The following is a 19,884-nucleotide window of genomic DNA, read 5'->3' on the forward strand; positions in this document are numbered from 1 at the left end:
GGGTGAGGTGCATGGTGGCTGGGGAGGGGAGGGATGGACCAGACCCCGCCGCACTGTGGCAGGGGTCTGAGGGCGGACAGGTTCAGCTGCAACCTTCAGGGCGCCAGGGTTGTTCCTGAAAGGGCCAGACCCGCGGCAGTTGCGGAGCGGGCAAGCCCCTGGCCGCCCTGATCCGGGCCCAGATGCGGCTGAACCAGAACCGGGCCGCCTGGCTGGAGGGGCCCCGGTAGCGGGCCACCAGTCCAGGCTCCAGGGCGCCGCAGGCCATGGCGCCGTCCAGCCCGTCGCGATCCTGGCGGCACAGCTCCAGCAGCCCGGCCAGCTCAGCCCTGGGGAAGTGCTCCGGAGCGGCCCACACCAGCGAGCCGTACACCGGCTGCCGGGCCAGGCCATGCTCCCCGGCCAGGGCCTCGCCGCCCAGCTCCAGGCGATCCACCAGCATCCAGGKGTTGCCGCGGCTGCCGCCGCGATGGATGTCGAGGGCCGAACGCCAGCAGCCGGCAGCGAGGTCTTCGCCGGCGGCGGTGCGGCCCAGGCGCACCACCTCCACGCCCAGGTAGGAGGCCTGGGGGGCCAGCTCCACCCGGCAGCGCTGCTCCAGCAGCCCGTCGGCGTAGAGCACCAGCTCCTGGGGCAGCCACTCCAGATCCGCGCCGTCGGCGAGGCAGAAGTGGAGCTGCTGGTTCACCCAGCGCCCCTCGGGTGCCTGGCTGAGGCGGCCCACCGACCCGTAGACCTTCTGGGCCGCCACGCTGGTGAGCAGGGCTTCACTGCGCTCCTCCAGGCTCGCCTCGATCGTGAGCTGATCGCCCCCCACCAGCCCCCCGGCGGTGTGCAGCAACGGCAGTTCGCAGCGGCCATCCTGGTGCCGATAGGCGCGCTGCAGTTTCAGCGGCGCTGTGGCGCTGCCCTGGAAGCTGGTGTCGCCAGCATCGGCGCCGGCGCCACGGCGGAACACCAGCTGGGTCTGGCCGTGCCAGCTGCCGGCGGCTCGTGGTTTGGAGATACTCAGCACAGCGTCATGCCGCCATGATCCCCGCTTCCGCGGTCCCAGGGCCAGTGCCGCAGCCCCTGGTGCTCACCCAGCGGCTCTCCGGACTCTCTGGCCAGACCCCTCCCTTCGTGCTCCAGCTCAGCGCTGACGAGCGCACCCGGCTGCGGGGACGCCGCCACAGCGTCTGCGGCCAGCCGCTGTTGCTGCAGCTGCCCCGCGGCGAGGCCCTGCAGCCCGGTGACCTGCTCGCCGATGGCGAGGGCCTGGCCTGGGTGCGGGTGGAGGCCGCGGCGGAGGCCCTGCTGCAGATCACGGCAGCCGATCCCCTGGCGTTGCTCCAGGCGGCCTACCACCTGGGTAACAGGCATGTCGCCATGGAAATCCGGCCAGGAGAGCTGAGGCTGGCGGAGGATCCCGTGCTGGCCCATCTGATGGAGCACCGCCGCCTGGGGGTGGCGCGGATCAGCGCCCCTTTTCTGCCTGAGCACGGTGCCTACGCCAGCAGCCAGGGCCACTCCCATGGCGGCTCAGAGCCCGGGGGCCATGGGCATGGCGCCTAGGTCGGCCGGCAGCGGCCGCCTGGCCCTGCTGCAGCTGGTGAGCCCGGCTCTGCCGGTGGGGGCGTTCAGCTACGCCGAGGGGCTTGAGGTGCTCGTGCAGCACGGCCTGCTCCAGGACGCTGCGGGGGTGGAGGCCTGGCTGCGGGCCGAATTGCAGCGAGGAGCCGTGACCGTCGAAGCCGCCTGGCTGCCCAGGCTGATGCTGGCCCCGGATCCGGAGCTGCGTGATCGGGACGCCTGGTTGCTGGCCCAGAGAGAGGCACCGGAGCTGCGCGCCCAGCAGCGCCAGATGGGGGGGTCTCTGCTGCGGCTGCTGGCGGACCTGGGCCTGGAGCCGCCGGCGCTCGACCTGGCCTGGCCAGGGGCCTTTGCCCTGGCGGGCCGCGCCCTGGCCATTCCAGCCCAGGAGCTGGTGGAGGCCTATCTCTACGGCTGGGTGGCCAACCAGCTGAGCGCGGCGGTGCGGCTGGTGCCCCTGGGGCCGACCCGGGCCCAGGCGGTGCAGTGGGGACTGGCCCCGGTGATTGCGGCGCGGGCTGAGAGCCTGGTTGGGGCGGATCCAGATCAGCTCTGGACAGGGGCTGTTGGGGCCTCCCTGGCTCAATTGCGCCATGCTGAGCTCTACTCCAGGTTGTTTCGGAGCTGAGGGAGCCGATGAGCAGGCTGCGGGTGGGGGTGGCAGGGCCCGTCGGGTCGGGCAAGACGGCCCTGGTGGAAGCTCTCTGCCGGCGTCTGCGGCAGCAGCTGCAACTCGCCGTGGTCACCAATGACATCTACACCCAGGAGGACGCCCAGTTCCTGACCCGGGCGGGCGTGCTGGAGCCTGAGCGCATCCGCGGCGTCGAGACCGGTGGCTGTCCCCACACCGCCATCCGGGAGGACTGCTCGATCAACCGCGCCGCCGTGGAGGAGCTGGAGMGGCTCTACCCCGATCTCGACCTGGTGCTGGTGGAAAGTGGCGGCGACAACCTGGCGGCCAGCTTCAGTCCAGAACTGGTGGACCTGTGCATCTACGTGATTGATGTGGCCGCTGGAGACAAGATTCCGCGCAAGGGGGGGCCGGGCATCACCCGCTCCGATCTGCTGGTGATCAACAAGATTGACCTGGCGCCGCTGGTGGGTGCCGACCTGGGGGTGATGCAGCGGGATACCGAGCGCATGCGTCCGAGCCGCCCCTGGTGCTTTGCCAACCTGCGCAGTGGCGAGGGACTCGACAAGGTGGAGTCGTTTCTGCTGCAACAGCTTCCGGAAGGACTTCGGGTATCCACGCCATCGCTTGCACGAGCAAATCCACACACCGGCTGAGCGCCCAGCACCTTCGGTGCGATCGGATACATAGCGCCCATGAACAGATCTGTAGGTTGCGAAATGCCGCCGATATTGCGGCATCCACCACACCTTGATCAATCACCCATGGTCCAGCACATCTCAAGGCGGTTGCTTGCCGGAATCGGCGCTTCAGTGGTCAGCGTCACGCTTGTGGCCTGCGGCGGCGGCGGCGGCGATTCGGCGGGGGAATTTGACGGAGAAGTCAAAGTCGGCATCCTTCACTCTCTGAGTGGGACCATGGCCATCTCGGAAACGACCTTGAAAGAGGTCGAAGAGATGGCAATCAAGGAAATCAACGACGCAGGCGGCGTCAAAGTAGGGGATAAGTCATACAAGATTGTTGCCACTGCTGAAGATGGTGCCTCGGACTGGCCCACGTTTGCTGAGAAATCGCAGAAGCTGATCGACTCCGACAACGTCGCCGTTGTCTTTGGTGGCTGGACCTCGGCCAGTCGTAAGGCGATGCTGCCGGTGTACGAGGCCAAGAATCATATGCTTTTCTACCCCATTCAATATGAGGGTCAGGAATGCTCTAAAAACATCTTCTATACCGGTGCCGTCCCGAACCAGCAGGCCGAGCCTGCAGTGGACTGGCTGATGAAGACCTTCGGCGACGAGCTGGGCAAAAAGGTCTACCTTGTTGGTTCTGACTACGTGTACCCACGTACAGCCAACACCATCATCAAGGAGCAGATGAAGGCTCTTGGCGGTGAAGTCGTTGGTGAGGATTACATCCCCCTGGGTAATACGGAGGTCGCTCCCATCATCGCCAAGATCAAGGAGGCGTTCCCTGATGGAGGCATCATCATCAACACCCTGAATGGTGACTCCAACGTTGCCCTCTTCAAGCAGTTCAAGGCCGCTGGCATTGACCCTGCTAAGTATCCGATCATGTCCTTCTCCATTGCCGAGGAGGAGATTCGTCAGATTGGTCCCGAGTACACCACCGGCACCTACGCCACCTGGAACTACTTCATGAGCCTGGACACGCCAGCCTCCAAGAAGTTCACCGAAGACTTCCAGGCAATGTATGGCGAAGACCGGGTTGTTGGCGACCCTGCAGAGTCGGCCTACAACATGGTCTACCTCTGGAAGAATGCCGTTGAGAAGGCGGGCACTTTCGAAGATCTCGACAAGGTCCGCGAGACCATGATCGGCATCACGTTCGATGCTCCCCAGGGCGAGATCAAGATGTTCCCCAACCACCACACCTCCGAGCGTGTGCTGATTGGCGAGGCCATGCCTGATGGCCAGTTCAAGATTCTGCAGGACAGTGGCGAGGCTATCCCTCCGCTGCCCTGGAACCAGTTCGTGCCTGAAACCAAGGGCTACACCTGCGACTGGACCCAGGATCGTCCCGACGCTGGAAAGTTCCAGATGTGATGCATGGGTTGGGGGGCTTCTGCCCCCCTCCACCCCCCAGGTACTGCTCTCAAGCTGAACACGACGGAACCTCCGTTTGGTTCCCCTTGGCTCAGCATCAAAGCCGCTTCCGTTTAAGGCCAGCAGTCTTCATCCTTCAACCCATCAGGTCTGGACACGTTCTGGCCTGAGAATGTTCAGCTACTACTTCCGTTGGAACTATTCTTTTCTCAGATCCTTGATGGGCTCAGCATCGGCTCCGTGCTGTTGCTTGCAGCCACCGGACTGGCCATTGTCTTTGGTTTGATGGGTGTGATTAATCTCGCCCATGGCGAGTTAATGATGCTTGGTGCCTATGTCACTTTTGTCGTCCAATCCGTTTTCAGACCGATTGGAGGTATTGTTTTTGAACTCTACTATCCGGTAGCTCTTGTCTGTGCCTTTATTGTCACAGCCTTGGTGGGTGTACTGCTGGAGCGAACACTGATTCGCAAGCTCTATGGTCGGCCCCTCGAAACACTGCTGGCCACTTGGGGGGTAAGCCTGATCCTGATCCAGCTGATCCGGAGCATTTCCACCTCCATGTTGCTGGGCATTCTGCTCACAGTTGTTCTGGGCTACTTCTCCAGTCGACTGTTGAAGGCCAAGGTTGGCGATCGTCCCTTTTTGCCTTACGTCACCGGACTGCTCTGGGCCGCTTCTCTTGGGATCGGCCTGGTAGCGGTGAATGCATTCTCGGTCGTGCGTCCGCTCGCCAGTCCTTGGTTTGGACCCAGAAACATCGATGTGACTGCCCCTAAATGGCTTCAGGGAAGCTGGGGTGAGATTGGCGGCATTGAGTTGCCTGGTCTGAGGATCTTCATCATTCTGCTTTCGGTTGTGCTGTTGTTGGCCACGGTGTGGTTCCTCACCAAGAGCGCCTGGGGTCTGCGGATTCGAGCCGTGACGCAGAACCGCCAGATGAGCAACTGCCTCGGTATCCCCACCGACCGCGTCGACAGCATCACCTTCGGCCTTGGATCAGGTCTGGCTGGTGTCGCCGGCTGCGCCATCACGCTGCTTGGGTCTGTGGGTCCCAACCTTGGAGCTGCCTACATCGTGTCCTGCTTCATGGTGATTGTGCTGGGCGGAGTGGGCAATCTGCTCGGCACCGTTTTGGCCTCCCTGATGCTGGGTCTGATTCAGTCTGTTGTTGGTTCGGGTTCGCTTCTGATTGTCTTTCCGGACATGCCTGCGGCAGCTAAGGGTGTTGTTGAGTTCTTTGCCACCACGAGTATGTCGTTGGTGCTTGTGTTCATCTTCATCATTGTCTTCCTGCAGTTCCGTCCCAATGGAATGTTCCCGCAGAAGGGGCGATCCGTTGATGCTTAATCCTTCCATGCAAGTCTTCCCAGCACAACACTTTCGCTTCCTTTTGTGGAGGTCCAACCCATGAAGATCTTCCGAAAGCTCGTTCCATGGATTCTGCTTGCCATTGCGCTGTTTGTGCTTCCGGCGATTCTGAGTGATTTCAGGCTAAATCTGTTTGGACGCTACTTCTCGCTGGCGATCACTGCCCTGGCCATTGACCTGATTTGGGGCTACACAGGCTTGCTCAGCCTGGGCCAAGGGATCTTCTTCGCTTTGGGTGGCTATGGGGCGGCGATGTACCTCACCCTGAATACTGAAAGCCTGGCTGGTGGCAATGGCATTCCAAAGTTCTTTGAGAACTACGGTGTTGACAAACTTCCTTTCTTCTGGCAGCCGTTCTGGTCTCCAGTCTTTACCCTGATCGCTCTTTGGCTGATACCGGCCATCATCGCTGGGTTTGTAGGCTATCTGATCTTTAGAAACCGAATCAAAGGAGTTTATTTCTCGATCATCACGCAGGCTGCGTTGATGGTGTTCTTCCACTTCTTTAATGGTCAACAGAAGTTGATCAATGGAACCAATGGCTTGAAAACCAGCACAACAGAGTTGTTTGGGCAGCTGGTAGGCTCCAGTGACATGCAACTCCTATTCTACAGGATTACTGTACTGCTCATACCGGTCGCTTTTCTTGTTTGTCGATACTTCACCAATGGTCGTTTCGGCGACGCCTTGATCGCGATCCGCGATGATGAGCAGCGGCTCAGGTTCGGAGGCTTTAACCCCGTTCCCTTCAAGACCATTGTGTTCATTGTTGCCGGTGCACTCTGCGGTCTTTCGGGCGCTCTTTATACCGTGCAAACGGGGATTGTTTCTCCACAATTCATGACCATTTCAATGTCAATTGAAATGGTCATCTGGGTCGCAGTTGGTGGTCGGGGAACTCTTGTTGGTCCGATCATTGGTGCAATCCTGGTCAACTACCTGAGAAGCCTGGTCAGTGAGGCTTTGCCTGAGTTCTGGCTGTTTGTGCAGGGGGGCTTGTTCATCTTTGTGGTGGTGCTGATGCCCGATGGCATCTACGGTTGGTTCACAGGAGGAGGTTTCAGCCGCCTCCTGGCAGCCTTTGGTATTGCACCGATGGCGCGCACCTATCCTCAGCTTGATGAGGAGGTGGCCGCTCTAGAAGATATCTCTTGAGTCTTTGCATTCCCATGAGACCCCGTCAGCAATCCACTCATCCCATTGTCGTTTCCGCCAATGACCAAGCCTCTCCTTGAACTCAAGGATGTGAGCGTTAGCTTTGATGGCTTTTATGCGCTTACAGACCTAAGCCTCACCTTGATGAAGGGAGAGCTTAAATCCATCATTGGTCCCAATGGTGCAGGTAAAACCACTTTTCTCGATGTCATCACTGGTAAGGTTCGCCCCACCAAGGGAACAGTGAGCTTTCGGGGCCAATCCCTGATTGGCCTTTCTGAGCAGAAGATCTCGCGAGGCGGAATCGGCCGTAAATTTCAGACTCCGCGCGTGTTTGAGAACCTGACGGTTCAACGTAACTTTGAGCTCTCTGCTTCACCCCACAAGAATGCGTTGAACTTGCTGGTTGATCACCTGCCTGTATCCGTGAAGGATGAAGTGCAGCGCATCATGAACTATGTGGGCCTGGCACCCTTTGCCACCCATCAGGCGGGCTCCCTTTCCCACGGCCAAAAGCAGTGGTTGGCCATTGGCATGTTGGTGGCCCAGTCTCCCGAGGTGTTGCTGCTGGATGAACCGGTAGCGGGCCTCACCGACGAAGAAACGGTGCGCACTGCCGAGTTGATCAAGTCGTTGGCTGGTGATCACACCGTGGTTGTGATTGAGCACGATATGGAGTTCATTCGCGATCTCAATGCCCCGGTGACTGTTCTTCACCAAGGACAGCTCCTGACGGAGGGCCCATTGGATAAGGTCAAGCAAGACCCGCGTGTGATTGAAGTGTATCTCGGTCAGTCTGACGACTAATTGTATTCAATCCAACCCAACCCCAGGCTTTGCGTAAACCCATGACCGCTCAACCCATTCTTCATGTCTCAGATCTGAATGTCTACTATGGCCAGAGCCATATTCTCAGAGATGTTGATTTATCTGTTCCCGAAGGAGAAATGGTGTGCTTGATCGGCAGGAATGGTGTTGGTAAAACCACCTTTCTTAAAACCATTATCGGTCTGCTGCAGCAACGATCAGGCTCGATCCAGTATGGCGATCGGCAGCTGCTCTCAGAGGCTCCGTACCGGCGGGCCCGTGCTGGCATTGGTTATGTGTCCCAGGGACGCGACATCATCCCCCAGGTCACTGTGAAGGAGAACTTGCTGCTCGGTATGGAGGCCCTTCCGGGCGGCTTAGGCAAAAATCGGCATATTGATCCCCTCGTCTTTGACCTCTTCCCCATCCTCGAGCAGTTCCTGGGTCGCAAGGGTGGTGATCTCAGTGGCGGTCAGCAGCAGCAACTGGCCATTGCCCGGGCGCTGTTGGGCAAACCCAAGCTGCTGCTCCTTGATGAACCCACCGAGGGGATTCAGCCCTCCATCATCATGGACATTGAGCGTGCCGTGCAGCGCATCATGAAGGAAACGGGAATCAGTGTGCTGCTGGTGGAGCAGCATCTCCACTTTGTGCGTCAATCCAATTACTACTACGCCATGCAGCGCGGCGGCATTGTGTCCAGCGGACCTACAGACCAACTGTCCGACGCTGTGGTCCAGGAATTCCTGACTGTCTGAGCGACCTAACTCAACAGCCGCGGTTGACCATCCAGGGCCGGGTGCTGCTTTGCCTCAGCCGAGGTTTGCGTTCAGCGGCCCTTTCGGCCTGTTGTTGGCCGCTCACCAAGCGCGGTTCCTTGCTTTCTTGCTTGAGCCGGAAGGAACCCGTGAGCGTCATCGGTGGACTGAAGATGCGGCTACCCTTGGCACCGCAATCGGGGCAATCGGTATTCACCTGACGCGACTCAATGCTGCGCCAGACCTCATAGTCTTGGCAGCCTTCGCTGCAGCTGAACTCATAGACGGGCATGGACAGTCTTTTCGTGTGGTCTGGGTGCCGGGGGGGGACCCGTTGAGGCACAAGTCCCCTGAACTGGCTACGGATCAACAGGGCAGGATGTCCTGCTCGAAGATGGAGGTGGGAATCGCGAGCGTGCAGCAGGCATTGGGAATGTCGACAATGCCGCTGACACGACCCTCCACCGGAGCACAGCTGAGCAGCATGTAGGCCTGCTCGCCGCTGAAACCAAACTTCTTCAGGTATTCAATGGCATTGAGGCAGGCTCTCCGGTAGGCGATGTGCACATCCATGTAGTGCTGTTTACCATCAAACTCATCCACTGAAATCCCTTCAAACACCAAATAGTCGGTGAAGTGGGGCTCCACTGGACTGGTTTTGAACATGGGGTTCACCATCCCATACTTCTCCACGCCACCTTTGATGATTTCCACATGCAGATCGAGATAGCCGGACATCTCGATGGCGCCACAGAAGGAGATCTCACCATCTCCCTGGGAGAAGTGGATGTCTCCCATCGACAGCTTGGCGCCTTCCACATAGACGGGGAAGTAAATCCGGGTGCCCTTGGTGAGGTTCTTGATGTCGCAGTTGCCGCCATGCTCCCGAGGTGGCACTGTGCGGGCAGCCTCATGGGCCACGCGCTCAAAGTCGCCAGCAGGCAGGGTGCCCAGGATGGCGCTGTTGGGATTGGGCAGGGCCGCAAGCACGGGTTCGCTGCCGGAAAGCCCTGCGCCGTAGGTGCGGCGATCGGGGGCTGTGTTCACCAGCTCCGTTTCACGCCGGTTCCATTCCTTCAGCAGCYCATGGGAGGGGGCGCAGCCGATCAGGCCAGGGTGGGTGATGCCGGCAAAGCGCASGCCGKKANTGTGGCGGGAGCTGGTGTAGATCCCCTCCAGATCCCAGATTGACTTGCAGGCTTTCGGGAAGTGGTCTGTGAGAAAGCCACCCCCATTCTCCTTGGCAAAAATCCCGTTGAATCCCCATTCATCGCCTTGAAGAGCGCCGACATCGAGAATGTCAACCACGAGAATATCGCCGGGCTGAGCGCCATTAACCCAGATCGGACCGCTCAGAACATGCACCACTTCCAGGTTGACATCGGCGACGTCCTGGGGATCGTCGTTGTTCCTGATCTGGCCATCGGTCCAGTCCTTGCATTCAATCCGGAAGACCTCACCAGGATTCACGGAGGCGACCGCGGGAATGTCAGGATGCCAGCGGTTATGGCCAGGCATCTCCTGCTGGTCCATGGACTTGGTGAGGTCAATATTGAAGAGCGTTTTGGGCATGGAGACGCAGCCTTTTTCCTGTTTCGCTGGCATCAAAGGCGAGGCCGTCCGTAGGAACAGTGTGAATGGCTACGAAATCTCTCCAGAGGCCACGTTGCTCATGGACAGAGGTGGCAGTTCAGGTGGTCGGGTCTTCGCGTGCAGTGCTGTCGTCAAAGTCGCCACGGCGGCAGAGATTGTCTTTCAGGCGTTGTGCCCAGGGTTGGGGCTCGATCGTGCCTCTCGCTTCCACTTCTCCGTCGAAGTAATACAGAATCTGCCAGTTCGATTGGCCGCTGAGGTCGCGCGCCTCAGCCGGTTCCTTGATGGTCCTGCCGTAGAGGTTGTCGTAGGGTGGCCAGCCAGGCGTGTTCTCCAGGCTGCAGACGGCGTTGACGGCCAGCAGGCTTCCCGCCTCTGGCTGGTCTGGCCCGAACAGGCGTACGGCGCCCTTGTAGAGGCCGTTGGACACGCCGGGTTGGAAGTCCAGAGCCAGGTCCACCCTTGTTCCCTCCAGTTGCACCAGGGCGTCTCCCTCCTCGGCGTTCTGAATGGCGACTTCCTTGCCGCCACCGCAGGCGGCCAGCCCCAGCCCCAGCAGCAGGGTGAGGCCCGGCAGAGCCAGCCTGGCGCGACCCCTCTGCCGGGGGCGGGGGTCCGTGCCCCGACGCGCCACTCCAACCCTCACCTGGCCTCTCCATGGTTGGGCAGACCCTATGACAGGTGTCTCCAGCCTGCTCAGCCTGCGCCCAGCAGCTGCCGCCAGAACGGCTCAGCTTCCGGCACCGCTCCCAGCTCCTGTGTCGCCAGGCTCTGGATCGGCCGGCAGCCGAGGCTGTTGAGCAGCAGCGCCCCCGCCTGGAGTTGGGCTGGCTCGATCGCCTCGCTGGCCTCCTGGGCCAGGCCGAGGGCCAGGGCCTGAGCGCGCATCACCCCCGCCAGGCAGCCGCTCCCCAGCGGCGGGGTCAGCCAGCGCTCCCGGTGGCGCACGAGCAGGTTGGCCGTGGTGCCGCAGCAGAGCCCTCCGGCTGTGCTCAGCAGCAGGGCGTCGTCCTGGCCTGCCTCGCAGGCCTCGCGGCGGGCCAGCACCGAGGCGCCATAGGCGAAGGTCTTGCAGCCGCTGATCGCGCTGCTGGCATTGCGGCGCTCCAGGCGGCTGATGATCACCCGAACGGGGTGAAAGCTGGGCCGGCATGGACTCAGCTGCAGCCAGAAGCGGGCTGCCCCAGCCGCGGGCAGGTCCAGGCCCCGCTCTCCATCGCCTCGGCTCCAGTTGAGCCGCAGGGCTCCGGTGTGGATGCCGCTGCGGCTGATCGCCTCAGCCGCCAGGGCCAGCACCCGCTCCAGCCCTGGCGGAGGTGGCAGGCCCAGCACCGTCGCTCCCCGGCACCAGCGCTGCAGATGGGCCTCCAGCAGGTGCGGCCGCCCGCCCTGCACCAGCACCGTTTCAAACAACCCATCGGCCAGGCTCAGCCCCCGCTCCGACAGCGGCACGCTCAGCTGCTCCGGAGCGCCCCAGCGGCCCCCGCCAGGTCCATCGATCCAGGCGATCGCCGCCGCTGCCGCCGCGCCGCTGCTCATGCCAGGGCCTCCAGCAGGGGGTCGAGCTTCCAGGCCAGCTCCCTGGCCTCGTCCGCGGGGCTGGAATCGGCCACGATGCCGCAGCCGGCGTGGGCCCGCAGCCGCTGGCCCCGCAGCATCAGGCTGCGGATCAGGATGTTGCTGTCGAAGCGGCCGGCGGCATCGAGCTGGAACAGGGAGCCGCAGTAGGGCCCCCGCGGCACCGGTTCGAGGCTGTTCAGGCGATGGCAGGCCCGCAGCTTGGGGGCCCCCGTGATCGAACCCCCCGGCCAGCAGGCCCGCAGCAGCTCCTCCAGGCTGGTGCCGGGGCGCAGCTCTCCCTCCACCACGGAGGTGAGGTGGTGGACCTGCCGGTAGCTCTCCAGCCCCACCAGCTGGGGCACGTGGATCGAGCCGGGCCGGCAGACGCGGCCGAGGTCGTTGCGCAGCAGGTCCACGATCATCACGTTCTCGGCGCGGTCCTTGGCGCTGGTGATCAGCTCGGCCGCGGCGTCGGCATCGGCCTCCGCCTCGGCATGGCGCGGGCGGGTGCCCTTGATCGGCCGGGTTTGCACACGCCCATCGTCCTGGAGCTGCAGGAAGCGCTCCGGCGAGGCCGACAGCACCGCTTCGGCCCCGGGCCCGAGGCAGCGCACCGCCAGGCCGGCGAACGGTGCCGGACAGTGGCGCCGCAGCCGCCCGTAGAGGGCCAGGGGGGAAGCGCCGGCGGGCAGCTGCGCCTCGCGGCAGGCGGTGAGGTTGGCCTGGAACAGATCCCCCTGGGCGATCCGCTCCCGCAGCTCAGCCACCTGGCTTGCAAAGCGTTCGGGCGCGGTGTGCCAGTGCCAGCGGTGGGGGTCGAGCCGGGGGGCCTGGCGATCGCCGTCTTCGGCGTTCTCGTCGGCKCCGGCCCGCGGCGGAGGGAGAGCCAGGATCCGTGCTTCCAGGGCGGCCAGCCGGCGGCGATCGCTCCCCTCCAACCACAGCCTGTGCTGCTGCAGATCCCAGCGCAGCAGCGGGTCGTAGCGGCCGGCCCAGAGCACCGCCATGTCCGGGGATCGCCAGTGCTCCGCCGGCTCTACCCAGGCCCCGGCCTCGTAGCCCAGCCAGCCCAGCCAGCAGCCACCCTGGCGCTGCAGCTCGGCGAGGGCGGCGAAGGGATCGGAGCTGCCGGGCTCTGTGGGCAGGCCGCGGCACTCGCGCTGCTCCAGGGGCTCCAGGGCCAGGGTGGCCCAGCGGCCCAGGGGGCTGCCATCGCCATCGAGCCACACCAGCCCGGCCTCGCCCAGGCTGGAGGCCAGCTGGTTCACCAGGCCCCAGGGGGGCCGCCAGGGCAAGGCACGCCGCTGCCAGCCAGCGGGCGGCGGGGGCGTCGTCATCGCCCGGCCAGATCGGGGCGGCCGGCCTCGATCAGGGCGGCATCGCGGATCCTGCAGCTGTCACACACCCCGCAGGGCTCGGCCTCGCCCTGGTAACAACTCCAGGTGCTGGCGATCGGTATCCCCAGCCGCAGGGCCTCCTGCACGATGCGGGTCTTGCTCCACTGCACCAGCGGCGCCCACAGCTTGACGCCGCGGCCCTGGCGCCCGGCCCGACTGGCCAGATCCGCCAGGCTCTGAAAGGCGTCCAGGTAGTCCGGTCGGCAGTCGGGGTAGCCGGAGAAGTCCACGGCATTGACCCCCAGCACCAGGCGCCGGGCGCCGCGGGCCTCGGCCAGGCTCAGCCCCAGGGCGATGAACACGGTGTTGCGGCCCGGCACGTAGGTGCTGGGGATCAGCCCCTCCAGCACGCCTTCGCCGGGGATGGCCTGGCCTGGATCGGTGAGGGCCGAGCCGCCCCAGGCAGCCAGGTTCACTTCCAGGGTGTGGTGCTCGCTCAGGCCGAGGGCGGCGGCGRTGCGGCTGGCGGCTTGGRGCTCCCGGCGGTGGCGCTGGCCATAGTCAAAGGAGAGGCCGATCACCCGCTCACCGGCCTCGATCGCCAGGGCGGCGGCGGTGGCCGAATCAAGACCGCCGGAGAGCAGGGCGATCGCCGTGGCTGGCTGGTGGGAGGACCCCGGGTCGCTGGCGGGGGGCGGTGCGCTGGCCATGGAGCGAGGTGGGGAGGGAGAGCGAGGGATCAGCGGTTCAGCTGTTGGGCTGTTCAGCGGATCGAGAGCCACTTGTGGCTCTGCAGGCTGAGTCGCCACCGGGGCTGGCCGCGCACAAAGGCCAGGGCCAGGGCCTCACCCCGGGCCGACTGCCAGCCCGGTTGCAGCAGCAGCGCCGGACGGTTGCCCAGGAGCTCGGCGCGCCGGGCCATGGCCGCCGCGAAGCTGAGGTCCGGCTCGTCGTGGATCACCACCTTGAGTTCCTGGCAGCCGCCCAGCAGGGCATCGGCCGGTGGCCTGTGGGCCTTGGGCGAGAGGGTGATCCAGTCGAACTGGCCGCTGAGGGCATCCACGCCGCTGGTTTCCAGGTGCAGGGGCAGCCCCAGGGGGGCGAGAGCCCCGCACAGTGGGGTGAGGTTGTGGTGCAGCGGTTCGCCGCCGGTGACCACCACGAAGGCGGCCCCTGCGCTCGCGGCCTGCTCTGCCTCTGACGCCAGGGCCGTCACCTCCTGACGGGGATGGGCCGCCGCCGCCCAGGAGTGCTTGGTGTCGCACCAACTGCAGCCCACCGAGCAGCCCGCCAGGCGGATGAAAAAGGCGCTGCGGCCTGCGTGAAGGCCCTCCCCCTGCAGTGAGTGGAAGGTTTCCACCACTGGCAGTGCGGCAGGGTCTGGCTGGGGGCCAGGGGCCACGGACACCGCCAAACCTGCTCGTTCATAAGGGGGTCAACTTTAGGCAGCCTGGACCCAGGTCTTCGCCACTACGGTTGTTCTTGCTGCCGATCCCCTTGGTGAGACAATCGGAACACGGTGGCCGGCGGTCGTTCAGCATGCGGCGAGGTTTGCAAGGCCTGGGTCGATGAGCTCACCGGATCTGCCCACGCTGGCGCGCTACGGCCTGCTGCGACCCTTCCTGCGCCAGCAGCTGCTGGAGGAGCTCCTGGCTCCGATCCAGCTCAATGAAGAGGAACAGGAAGCCGCTCTGGCCCAGTTCCGCCAGGACAATGGCATTGATGATGACAGCCAGCTGCTGGAGCTGAAACAGGCCCTGCTGCTCACTCATTCCGACCTGGACTACCAGGCCCATTTCCCGGTGAAGGTGTGGAAATACTCCGTGGAGCACTTCTCCTCCAAGGCGGAATCGCGCTTTCTGGCCAACAAGGCCGACCTCGACCAGGTGGTGTACAGCCTGTTGCGCACGGCGAACCCCAACCTGGCCCGTGAGCTGTTTCTGCAGATCAGTGAAGGCGAATCGAGCTTTGATCAGCTCGCCGCCAGCCATGCTGAAGGCCCGGAGCGCGCCACCCGCGGCATCGTGGGTCCGGTGCCACTGGCCCAGGCCCATCCCGAACTGATGCAGCGTCTGCGCACGGCCAGGCCGGGAGTGGTGCTCGAACCGTTCCCGATCGGCGAGTGGTGGCTGCTGGTGAGGCTGGAGTCTCTGGAGCCAGCCAGTTTTGACGACGAAGTGGCTGACGCCATGATTCAGGAGCTGCTGGACGAGTGGCTGGAGGAGGAGGTTGACGTGCGGTTGGCCCGGTTGTGCGAGACGCCCCGACAGGCTGCAGTGGTGGGCCGATGACCACCAGCTCCCAGGGATTACGGCTCGAGCGGCATTCGGCCTTCGCGGGCCTCTCCGAGGCCGCGATCGCCCATCTCCAGGACAGCTGCCAGCGGCGCCGCTTTTCCCTGGGGGAGCCCCTCAGCCACGACAGCCTGATCCCCGCCGAGGTGCTGCTGGTGCTGGAGGGCACGGCGCGGCTGCTGGTGCGCGATCAGGGAGCCCTGCGCAGTGCCGCCCGGCTCGGGCCCGGCAGCCTGGTGGGGCTGGCCTCGCTGCTGCGGGCCGCTCCCTGCGAGGAGGTGAGTGCCGCCTCCGTGGTGGAGGCCCTGGTGCTTCCCGATCAGCTGGTGCTGCAGCTCCTGGCTGAGCAGCCGAGCTTTGCGGCCTGGTGTGCCTCGGAGCTGTTCACAGCGGAATTGCTCGATCTGCTGGCCGGGTTGCTGGAGCGTCAGTCCCGTGGGGAGGCCTCGCTGCTGGAGCTCCATGGCCAGGTGGCGCCGGAGGCCATGCTGGTGGCTCCCGAGGCGAACGCCCTGGCCGCACTGCCCCCGGGGATGGTGCTGTTCGCCGCCAGCTCCAACCTGCCCGGCCAGGCCCTGGGCACTCGCCTGGACCCCCAGCTGGGTGTCCCCGAGCCGCGGCCACCCCTGCCGCCCCGGTTGATCGCCCTGCCGGAGGCGCTGGTGGCGAGCCTGGCGGATCCGCTCCCTGTCGTTGCGGAACTGGAGGACGCCGAGGCTGAGCCTGGGCCGCAGGGCTCCTCCGCCCTGGTGCCCTTGGGCGCGGGCGAGGGCCCCCAGGCCAGCCGCCTCGACCTGGGGCAGCAGCCCAGGCCGGAGCTGCGCGTGCTGCGGGGCAGCGGCCCCCTGGAGGAAACCCTCGCCTGCTTCCAGACGCTGGCGTTGGAGCTGCGGCTGCCCTTCCGGCGCGACTCGATCGAGAAGATCCTGCGGGATGTGCTGCGCCGCGGCCAGACCCCGGATCTGCGGCTGTGCGGCAACATCGGCGCCCTGATGGGGCTGCACGTGAGTGGCGTGCGGGTGCCGGCCTCCCAGGGCACGCGGCTGCAGGTGCCGGCCCTGGTGCCCTGGAAGGGGGGCTTTGCCCTGGTGCGGGCTTCCGACGCCCGGGGTCTGGTGCTCGCCTCACCCCGGGATGGCTGGGTGGAAGTGATGCCTGCGGAGATGGAAGCGGCCTTCCCGGAGGGCATTGAGCTGCTGCTGATGGAGCGCAGCAACAGCACCCCCGATCAGCGCTTCAACTTCAACTGGTTCTGGCCCTCCCTGAAGCGCTACCGCGGCCTGCTGCTGCAGGTGCTGGTGGCCTCCTTCGTGGTGCAGCTGTTCAGCCTCGCCAATCCGCTGCTGATCCAGGTGATCATCGACAAGGTGATTGCCCAGCGCAGCCTCGACACGCTGCAGGTGCTGGGCATAGCGCTGGTGGTGGTGACGCTGATGGAGGGGCTGATCGGCGCGCTGCGCACGTTCCTGTTCACCGAAACCACCAACCGCATCGACCTGCGGCTCGGCGCCGAGGTGATTGATCACCTGCTGCGCCTGCCGCTGGGCTATTTCGACCGGCGCCCGGTGGGCGAGCTGGGCACCCGGGTGGCCGAGCTCGAGAACATCCGCGAATTCCTCACCGGCCAGGCCCTCACCACCCTGCTGGACACCGCCTTTTCGGTGATCTACATCGTGGTGATGGTCTTCTACAGCTGGCTGCTGACGCTGATCGCCCTCTGTGTGCTGCCGATTCAGATCGGTCTCACAGTGCTGGGGGCGCCCCTGTTCCGGCGCCAGTACCGCCAGGCGGCCGAGGAGAACGCCCGCACCCAGAGTCACCTGGTGGAGGTGCTCACCGGCATTCAGACGGTGAAGGCCCAGAACGTGGAGATGATCAGCCGCTGGAAGTGGCAGGACCTCTACTCCCGTTACATCGCCCGCAGCTTCGAGAAGACGATCACCGGCACCGCCCTGGTGGAAACCTCCCAGGTGCTGCAGAAGCTCTCCCAGCTGCTGGTGCTCTGGGTGGGGGCGAGCCTGGTGCTCAAGGGGGAGATGAGCCTGGGCCAGCTGATCGCCTTCCGCATCATTTCCGGTTATGTCACCCAACCGCTGCTGCGCCTTTCCTCGATCTGGCAGAACATCCAGGAGCTGAAGGTGTCCTTTGAGCGTCTGGCCGATGTGGTGGATACTCCGGAGGAATCCAACGAGGCCGACAAGCAGAAGATCCCCCTGCCGCCGATTGAAGGGGATGTGGCCTTCCGCGACGTGACGTTCAGCTTCGAACCCGGCTCGCCGCCGGTGCTGCGCCACGTGGATCTGCAGATTGCCGCCGGCACCTTCGTGGGGGTGGTGGGCCAGAGCGGCAGCGGCAAGAGCACCCTGATGAAGCTGCTGACCCGGCTCTACGCCCCCAACGAGGGCAAGATCCTGATCGACGGCTACGACATCGACAAGGTTGAGCTCTACTCGCTGCGCCGCCAGATCGGCATCGTGCCCCAGGAGCCCCTGCTGTTCAGCGGCTCCGTGGCTGAGAACATCGCCCTCACCGATCCGGATGCCAGCAGTGATGCCATCGTGGAGGCGGCCCGGCTGGCCTGCGCCCACGACTTCATCATGGAGCTGCCGGGCGGCTACAGCGCCAACGTGGGCGAGCGCGGCGCCGGCCTCTCGGGAGGGCAGCGGCAGCGTCTCGCCCTGGCCCGCACCCTGCTGTCGCGCCCGAAGCTGCTGGTGCTCGATGAGGCCACCAGCGCCCTCGACTACGACACCGAGCGGCGCGTCTGCGACAACCTGCTGGAGAACCTGCGCCAGTGCACGGTGTTCTTCATCACCCACCGCCTCTCCACGATCCGCCGGGCAGACCTGATCGTGATGCTCCAGGATGGCGCTGTGGTTGAGACAGGCACCCACGACCAGCTGATCGAGCAGCGTGAGCGCTACTACGCGCTCTACCGCCAGCAGGAGGCCTCGTGACCCCAGAGCMCTCCCCTACCCCAACCCCTGCCAAGCCCGCCGATTCGGCCCTGGCGCCACGGGCGTCGTCGCTGATGCGGGCCGGTCAGAACGCCCTGGAACAGCGGGTCAAGAGCGGCCATGAGGGCATGGTGCTGCAGCAGTCGCGCTTCATGGCGCGCGCGATCACCTGGGCCCTGATCGGCACCACGGGTTTTGCCCTGGCCTGGCTGGCCCTGGCCCAGACGGAGGAGGTGGTGATCGCCGCCGGCAAGCTCCAGCCGATCGGCGACGTGCAGACGGTGCAGATGCCGGTGGGTGGCGTGCTCGACACCATGCTCGTGAAGGAGGGGGAGCGGGTGACCAAGGGCCAGGTGCTGCTGCGCCTCGATAACGAAACCACCTTGGACCGCCGCGACGGCCTGCTCGACTCGATTCGCTCGAAGGAACAGCAGTTCGCCCTCAAGCAGCTTGAGCTGCAGCGCTATCTCGCCCTCAACGACACCGAGCAGCAGGTGCTGGGGCGGAACCTTGAGCTCCAACAGCAGGTGCTGGCCCGGCTGGAGTCGCTCCAGGCCGTGGGCGCGGTGCCCGAACTGGAATACCTGCAGCAGCGCAACCAGACCCGCGAAGTGGAGGGCGACCTGGAGAAGACCAAGGTGGATCGTCTGCGCCAGGTGGCCATCCTCCAGCAGGCCGTGTCAGAGCTGGAGGTGGAACTCTCTGAGCTGCGCAGCCGGCTGACGGAATCGAAGGTGAACATCCGCTATCAGGACGTGCGCTCGCCGGTGGATGGGGTGGTGTTTGACCTCAAGCCCACGGGCCCGGGCTTCGTGGCCCAGGGCAGCGAGCCGGTGATGAAGATCGTGCCCCTCGATGAACTCGAGGCCAAGGTGGAGATCGACAGTGCTGACATCGGCTTCGTGCGGGTGGGCAAGCCGGTGGACATCAGCATCGATTCCTTTCCCTCCTCGGATTTCGGTGTGCTGAACGGCACCCTGGCCTCGATCGGCTCCGATGCCCTGCCGCCGGAAGAGCAAAAGCCCAACTACCGCTTCCCGGCGGTGATCAAGCTCCAGGACCAGCAGCTGCAGCTGAACTCCGGCAGTGAACTGCCGCTGCAGGTGGGGATGTCACTGACGGCCAACATCAAGCTGCGCAAGGTCACCTACCTGCAGCTGCTGCTGGGTGAGTTCAAGGACAAGACCGACTCGCTCAAGCGACTCTGATCCTTCCGCTCAGGAGGCCAGCGGGGCTTCCAGCCTGTCTGCCGCGGCCATGGAGTTCTGACTGCTGTGCTGCAGCTGGGCGGCCTCCACCAGGCCGCGGAAGAGGGGATGGGGCTTGCCGGGCCGGGAGAGAAATTCCGGGTGGTACTGGCAGGCGGTGAAGAAGGGGKGGTCCTCCAGTTCGACCAGCTCCACCAGGCGGCCGTCCGGTGAACTGCCACTGATCCTGTAGCCCGAATCGAGGAACAGGTTGCGGTAGGCGTTGTTGAACTCATAGCGGTGGCGGTGTCGCTCGTACACCACCTCCTGGCCGTAGAGACGCTGGCCCATGGTGCCTGGGGTGAGGCGGCAGGGGTAGACGCCCAGGCGCATGGTGCCGCCCAGGTCCACCACGTCCTGCTGCTCCGGCAGCAGGTTGATCACCGGATGGGGGCTGGCGCTGTCGAGCTCGGCGCTGGTGGCGCCGGCCAGGCCGGCGACGTTGCGGGCCCACTCGATCACGGCGCACTGCATGCCGAGGCAGAGCCCCAGGAACGGCACCCGCTGCTCCCGGGCCCAGCGGATCGCCGCCACCTTGC

20 protein-coding genes are annotated in these 19,884 nt (G+C 64.6%); 11 read left to right on the forward strand and 9 right to left on the reverse strand.

Annotation, left to right across the window (positions count from 1 at the left end; translation table 11 throughout):
- Positions 1–82: 82 nt before the first annotated feature.
- Positions 83–1,015: an urease accessory protein UreD gene (locus IQ216_RS02745; RefSeq protein ID WP_370566584.1), complete on the reverse strand. Its 933-nt coding sequence runs from the start codon at positions 1,013–1,015 to the stop codon at positions 83–85.
- 14 nt (positions 1,016–1,029) lie between these two features.
- Between IQ216_RS02745 and ureE the strand changes: the two genes are divergently transcribed.
- From ureE to urtE, 8 genes are all read left to right on the forward strand, one after another.
- Positions 1,030–1,554 (forward strand): urease accessory protein UreE, encoded by a 525-nt coding sequence (gene ureE / locus IQ216_RS02750; RefSeq protein ID WP_193814232.1) that lies wholly within the window; start codon positions 1,030–1,032, stop codon positions 1,552–1,554.
- The gene (locus IQ216_RS02755; RefSeq protein ID WP_228007060.1) at positions 1,514–2,200 is read left to right on the forward strand and encodes an urease accessory protein UreF; all 687 of its coding nucleotides are present in this window, start codon (positions 1,514–1,516) and stop codon (positions 2,198–2,200) included. The genes ureE and IQ216_RS02755 overlap by 41 nt, the downstream gene beginning before the upstream one ends.
- 8 nt (positions 2,201–2,208) lie before the next feature.
- Positions 2,209–2,859, forward strand: a complete 651-nt coding sequence (ureG, locus tag IQ216_RS02760; protein ID WP_193814233.1) for an urease accessory protein UreG — start codon at positions 2,209–2,211, stop codon at positions 2,857–2,859.
- 108 nt (positions 2,860–2,967) lie between these two features.
- Entirely contained in the window at positions 2,968–4,266 is a 1,299-nt protein-coding gene (gene urtA, locus IQ216_RS02765) for an urea ABC transporter substrate-binding protein (RefSeq protein WP_193814234.1), read from the forward strand.
- A 192-nt stretch (positions 4,267–4,458) separates the two neighbouring features.
- The gene (locus tag IQ216_RS02770; protein WP_193814235.1) at positions 4,459–5,616 is read left to right on the forward strand and encodes a branched-chain amino acid ABC transporter permease; all 1,158 of its coding nucleotides are present in this window, start codon (positions 4,459–4,461) and stop codon (positions 5,614–5,616) included.
- Between the two features lie 60 nt (positions 5,617–5,676).
- On the forward strand, positions 5,677–6,792 hold the full coding sequence (gene urtC, locus IQ216_RS02775) for an urea ABC transporter permease subunit UrtC (RefSeq protein ID WP_193814236.1): 1,116 nt from the start codon (positions 5,677–5,679) through the stop codon (positions 6,790–6,792).
- A gap of 60 nt (positions 6,793–6,852) precedes the next feature.
- A complete protein-coding gene (gene urtD, locus IQ216_RS02780) occupies positions 6,853–7,599 on the forward strand; it encodes an urea ABC transporter ATP-binding protein UrtD (protein WP_193814237.1) in 747 nt (248 codons plus the stop codon).
- A 41-nt stretch (positions 7,600–7,640) separates the two neighbouring features.
- Positions 7,641–8,357, forward strand: coding sequence for an urea ABC transporter ATP-binding subunit UrtE (urtE, locus tag IQ216_RS02785; RefSeq protein ID WP_193814238.1), 717 nt, complete (start codon positions 7,641–7,643; stop codon positions 8,355–8,357).
- 10 nt (positions 8,358–8,367) lie between these two features.
- On the opposite strand, the gene IQ216_RS02790 is transcribed toward urtE, so the two are convergent.
- The 7 genes from IQ216_RS02790 to IQ216_RS02820 form a co-directional block, all read right to left on the reverse strand.
- Positions 8,368–8,649, reverse strand: coding sequence for an FmdB family zinc ribbon protein (locus IQ216_RS02790; protein WP_186697732.1), 282 nt, complete (start codon positions 8,647–8,649; stop codon positions 8,368–8,370).
- A 74-nt stretch (positions 8,650–8,723) separates the two neighbouring features.
- Positions 8,724–9,929 (reverse strand): formamidase, encoded by a 1,206-nt coding sequence (gene fmdA / locus IQ216_RS02795; protein WP_193814247.1) that lies wholly within the window; start codon positions 9,927–9,929, stop codon positions 8,724–8,726.
- A gap of 118 nt (positions 9,930–10,047) precedes the next feature.
- Positions 10,048–10,584, reverse strand: a complete 537-nt coding sequence (locus IQ216_RS02800) for a hypothetical protein (protein WP_370566585.1) — start codon at positions 10,582–10,584, stop codon at positions 10,048–10,050.
- 62 nt (positions 10,585–10,646) lie between these two features.
- Positions 10,647–11,489, reverse strand: a complete 843-nt coding sequence (locus IQ216_RS02805; protein WP_193814239.1) for an aminotransferase class IV — start codon at positions 11,487–11,489, stop codon at positions 10,647–10,649.
- Positions 11,486–12,847, reverse strand: coding sequence for an anthranilate synthase component I family protein (locus IQ216_RS02810; protein WP_193814240.1), 1,362 nt, complete (start codon positions 12,845–12,847; stop codon positions 11,486–11,488). Before IQ216_RS02810 ends, IQ216_RS02805 begins: the two co-directional genes overlap by 4 nt.
- Positions 12,844–13,557, reverse strand: coding sequence for a 7-cyano-7-deazaguanine synthase QueC (gene queC / locus IQ216_RS02815; RefSeq protein ID WP_193814241.1), 714 nt, complete (start codon positions 13,555–13,557; stop codon positions 12,844–12,846). The genes IQ216_RS02810 and queC overlap by 4 nt, the downstream gene beginning before the upstream one ends.
- A 53-nt stretch (positions 13,558–13,610) precedes the next feature.
- Positions 13,611–14,261 (reverse strand): 7-carboxy-7-deazaguanine synthase QueE, encoded by a 651-nt coding sequence (locus tag IQ216_RS02820; RefSeq protein ID WP_228007061.1) that lies wholly within the window; start codon positions 14,259–14,261, stop codon positions 13,611–13,613.
- A gap of 154 nt (positions 14,262–14,415) precedes the next feature.
- Here IQ216_RS02820 and IQ216_RS02825 point away from each other — a divergent pair, with 154 nt between their 5' ends.
- The 3 genes from IQ216_RS02825 to IQ216_RS02835 all read left to right on the forward strand — a co-directional run bounded on the left by IQ216_RS02825 (position 14,416) and on the right by IQ216_RS02835 (position 19,306).
- Positions 14,416–15,138 carry a peptidylprolyl isomerase gene (locus IQ216_RS02825; protein ID WP_193814242.1) on the forward strand — a complete coding sequence of 241 codons (723 nt, stop codon included), beginning with the start codon at positions 14,416–14,418 and terminating at the stop codon, positions 15,136–15,138.
- On the forward strand, positions 15,135–18,098 hold the full coding sequence (locus tag IQ216_RS02830) for an ABC transporter transmembrane domain-containing protein (protein ID WP_193814243.1): 2,964 nt from the start codon (positions 15,135–15,137) through the stop codon (positions 18,096–18,098). The genes IQ216_RS02825 and IQ216_RS02830 overlap by 4 nt, the downstream gene beginning before the upstream one ends.
- Before the next feature lie 74 nt (positions 18,099–18,172).
- The gene (locus tag IQ216_RS02835; protein WP_193814250.1) at positions 18,173–19,306 is read left to right on the forward strand and encodes an HlyD family secretion protein; all 1,134 of its coding nucleotides are present in this window, start codon (positions 18,173–18,175) and stop codon (positions 19,304–19,306) included.
- Positions 19,307–19,315: 9 nt separating this feature from the next.
- Here the strand turns inward: IQ216_RS02835 and IQ216_RS02840 are convergent.
- On the reverse strand, positions 19,316–19,884 hold a 569-nt coding region (locus IQ216_RS02840; RefSeq protein WP_193814244.1), incomplete at its 5' end, for a gamma-glutamyl-gamma-aminobutyrate hydrolase family protein.

This window comes from Cyanobium sp. LEGE 06143 (assembly GCF_015207535.1).
Taxonomy (GTDB): Bacteria; Cyanobacteriota; Cyanobacteriia; order PCC-6307; family Cyanobiaceae; genus NIES-981.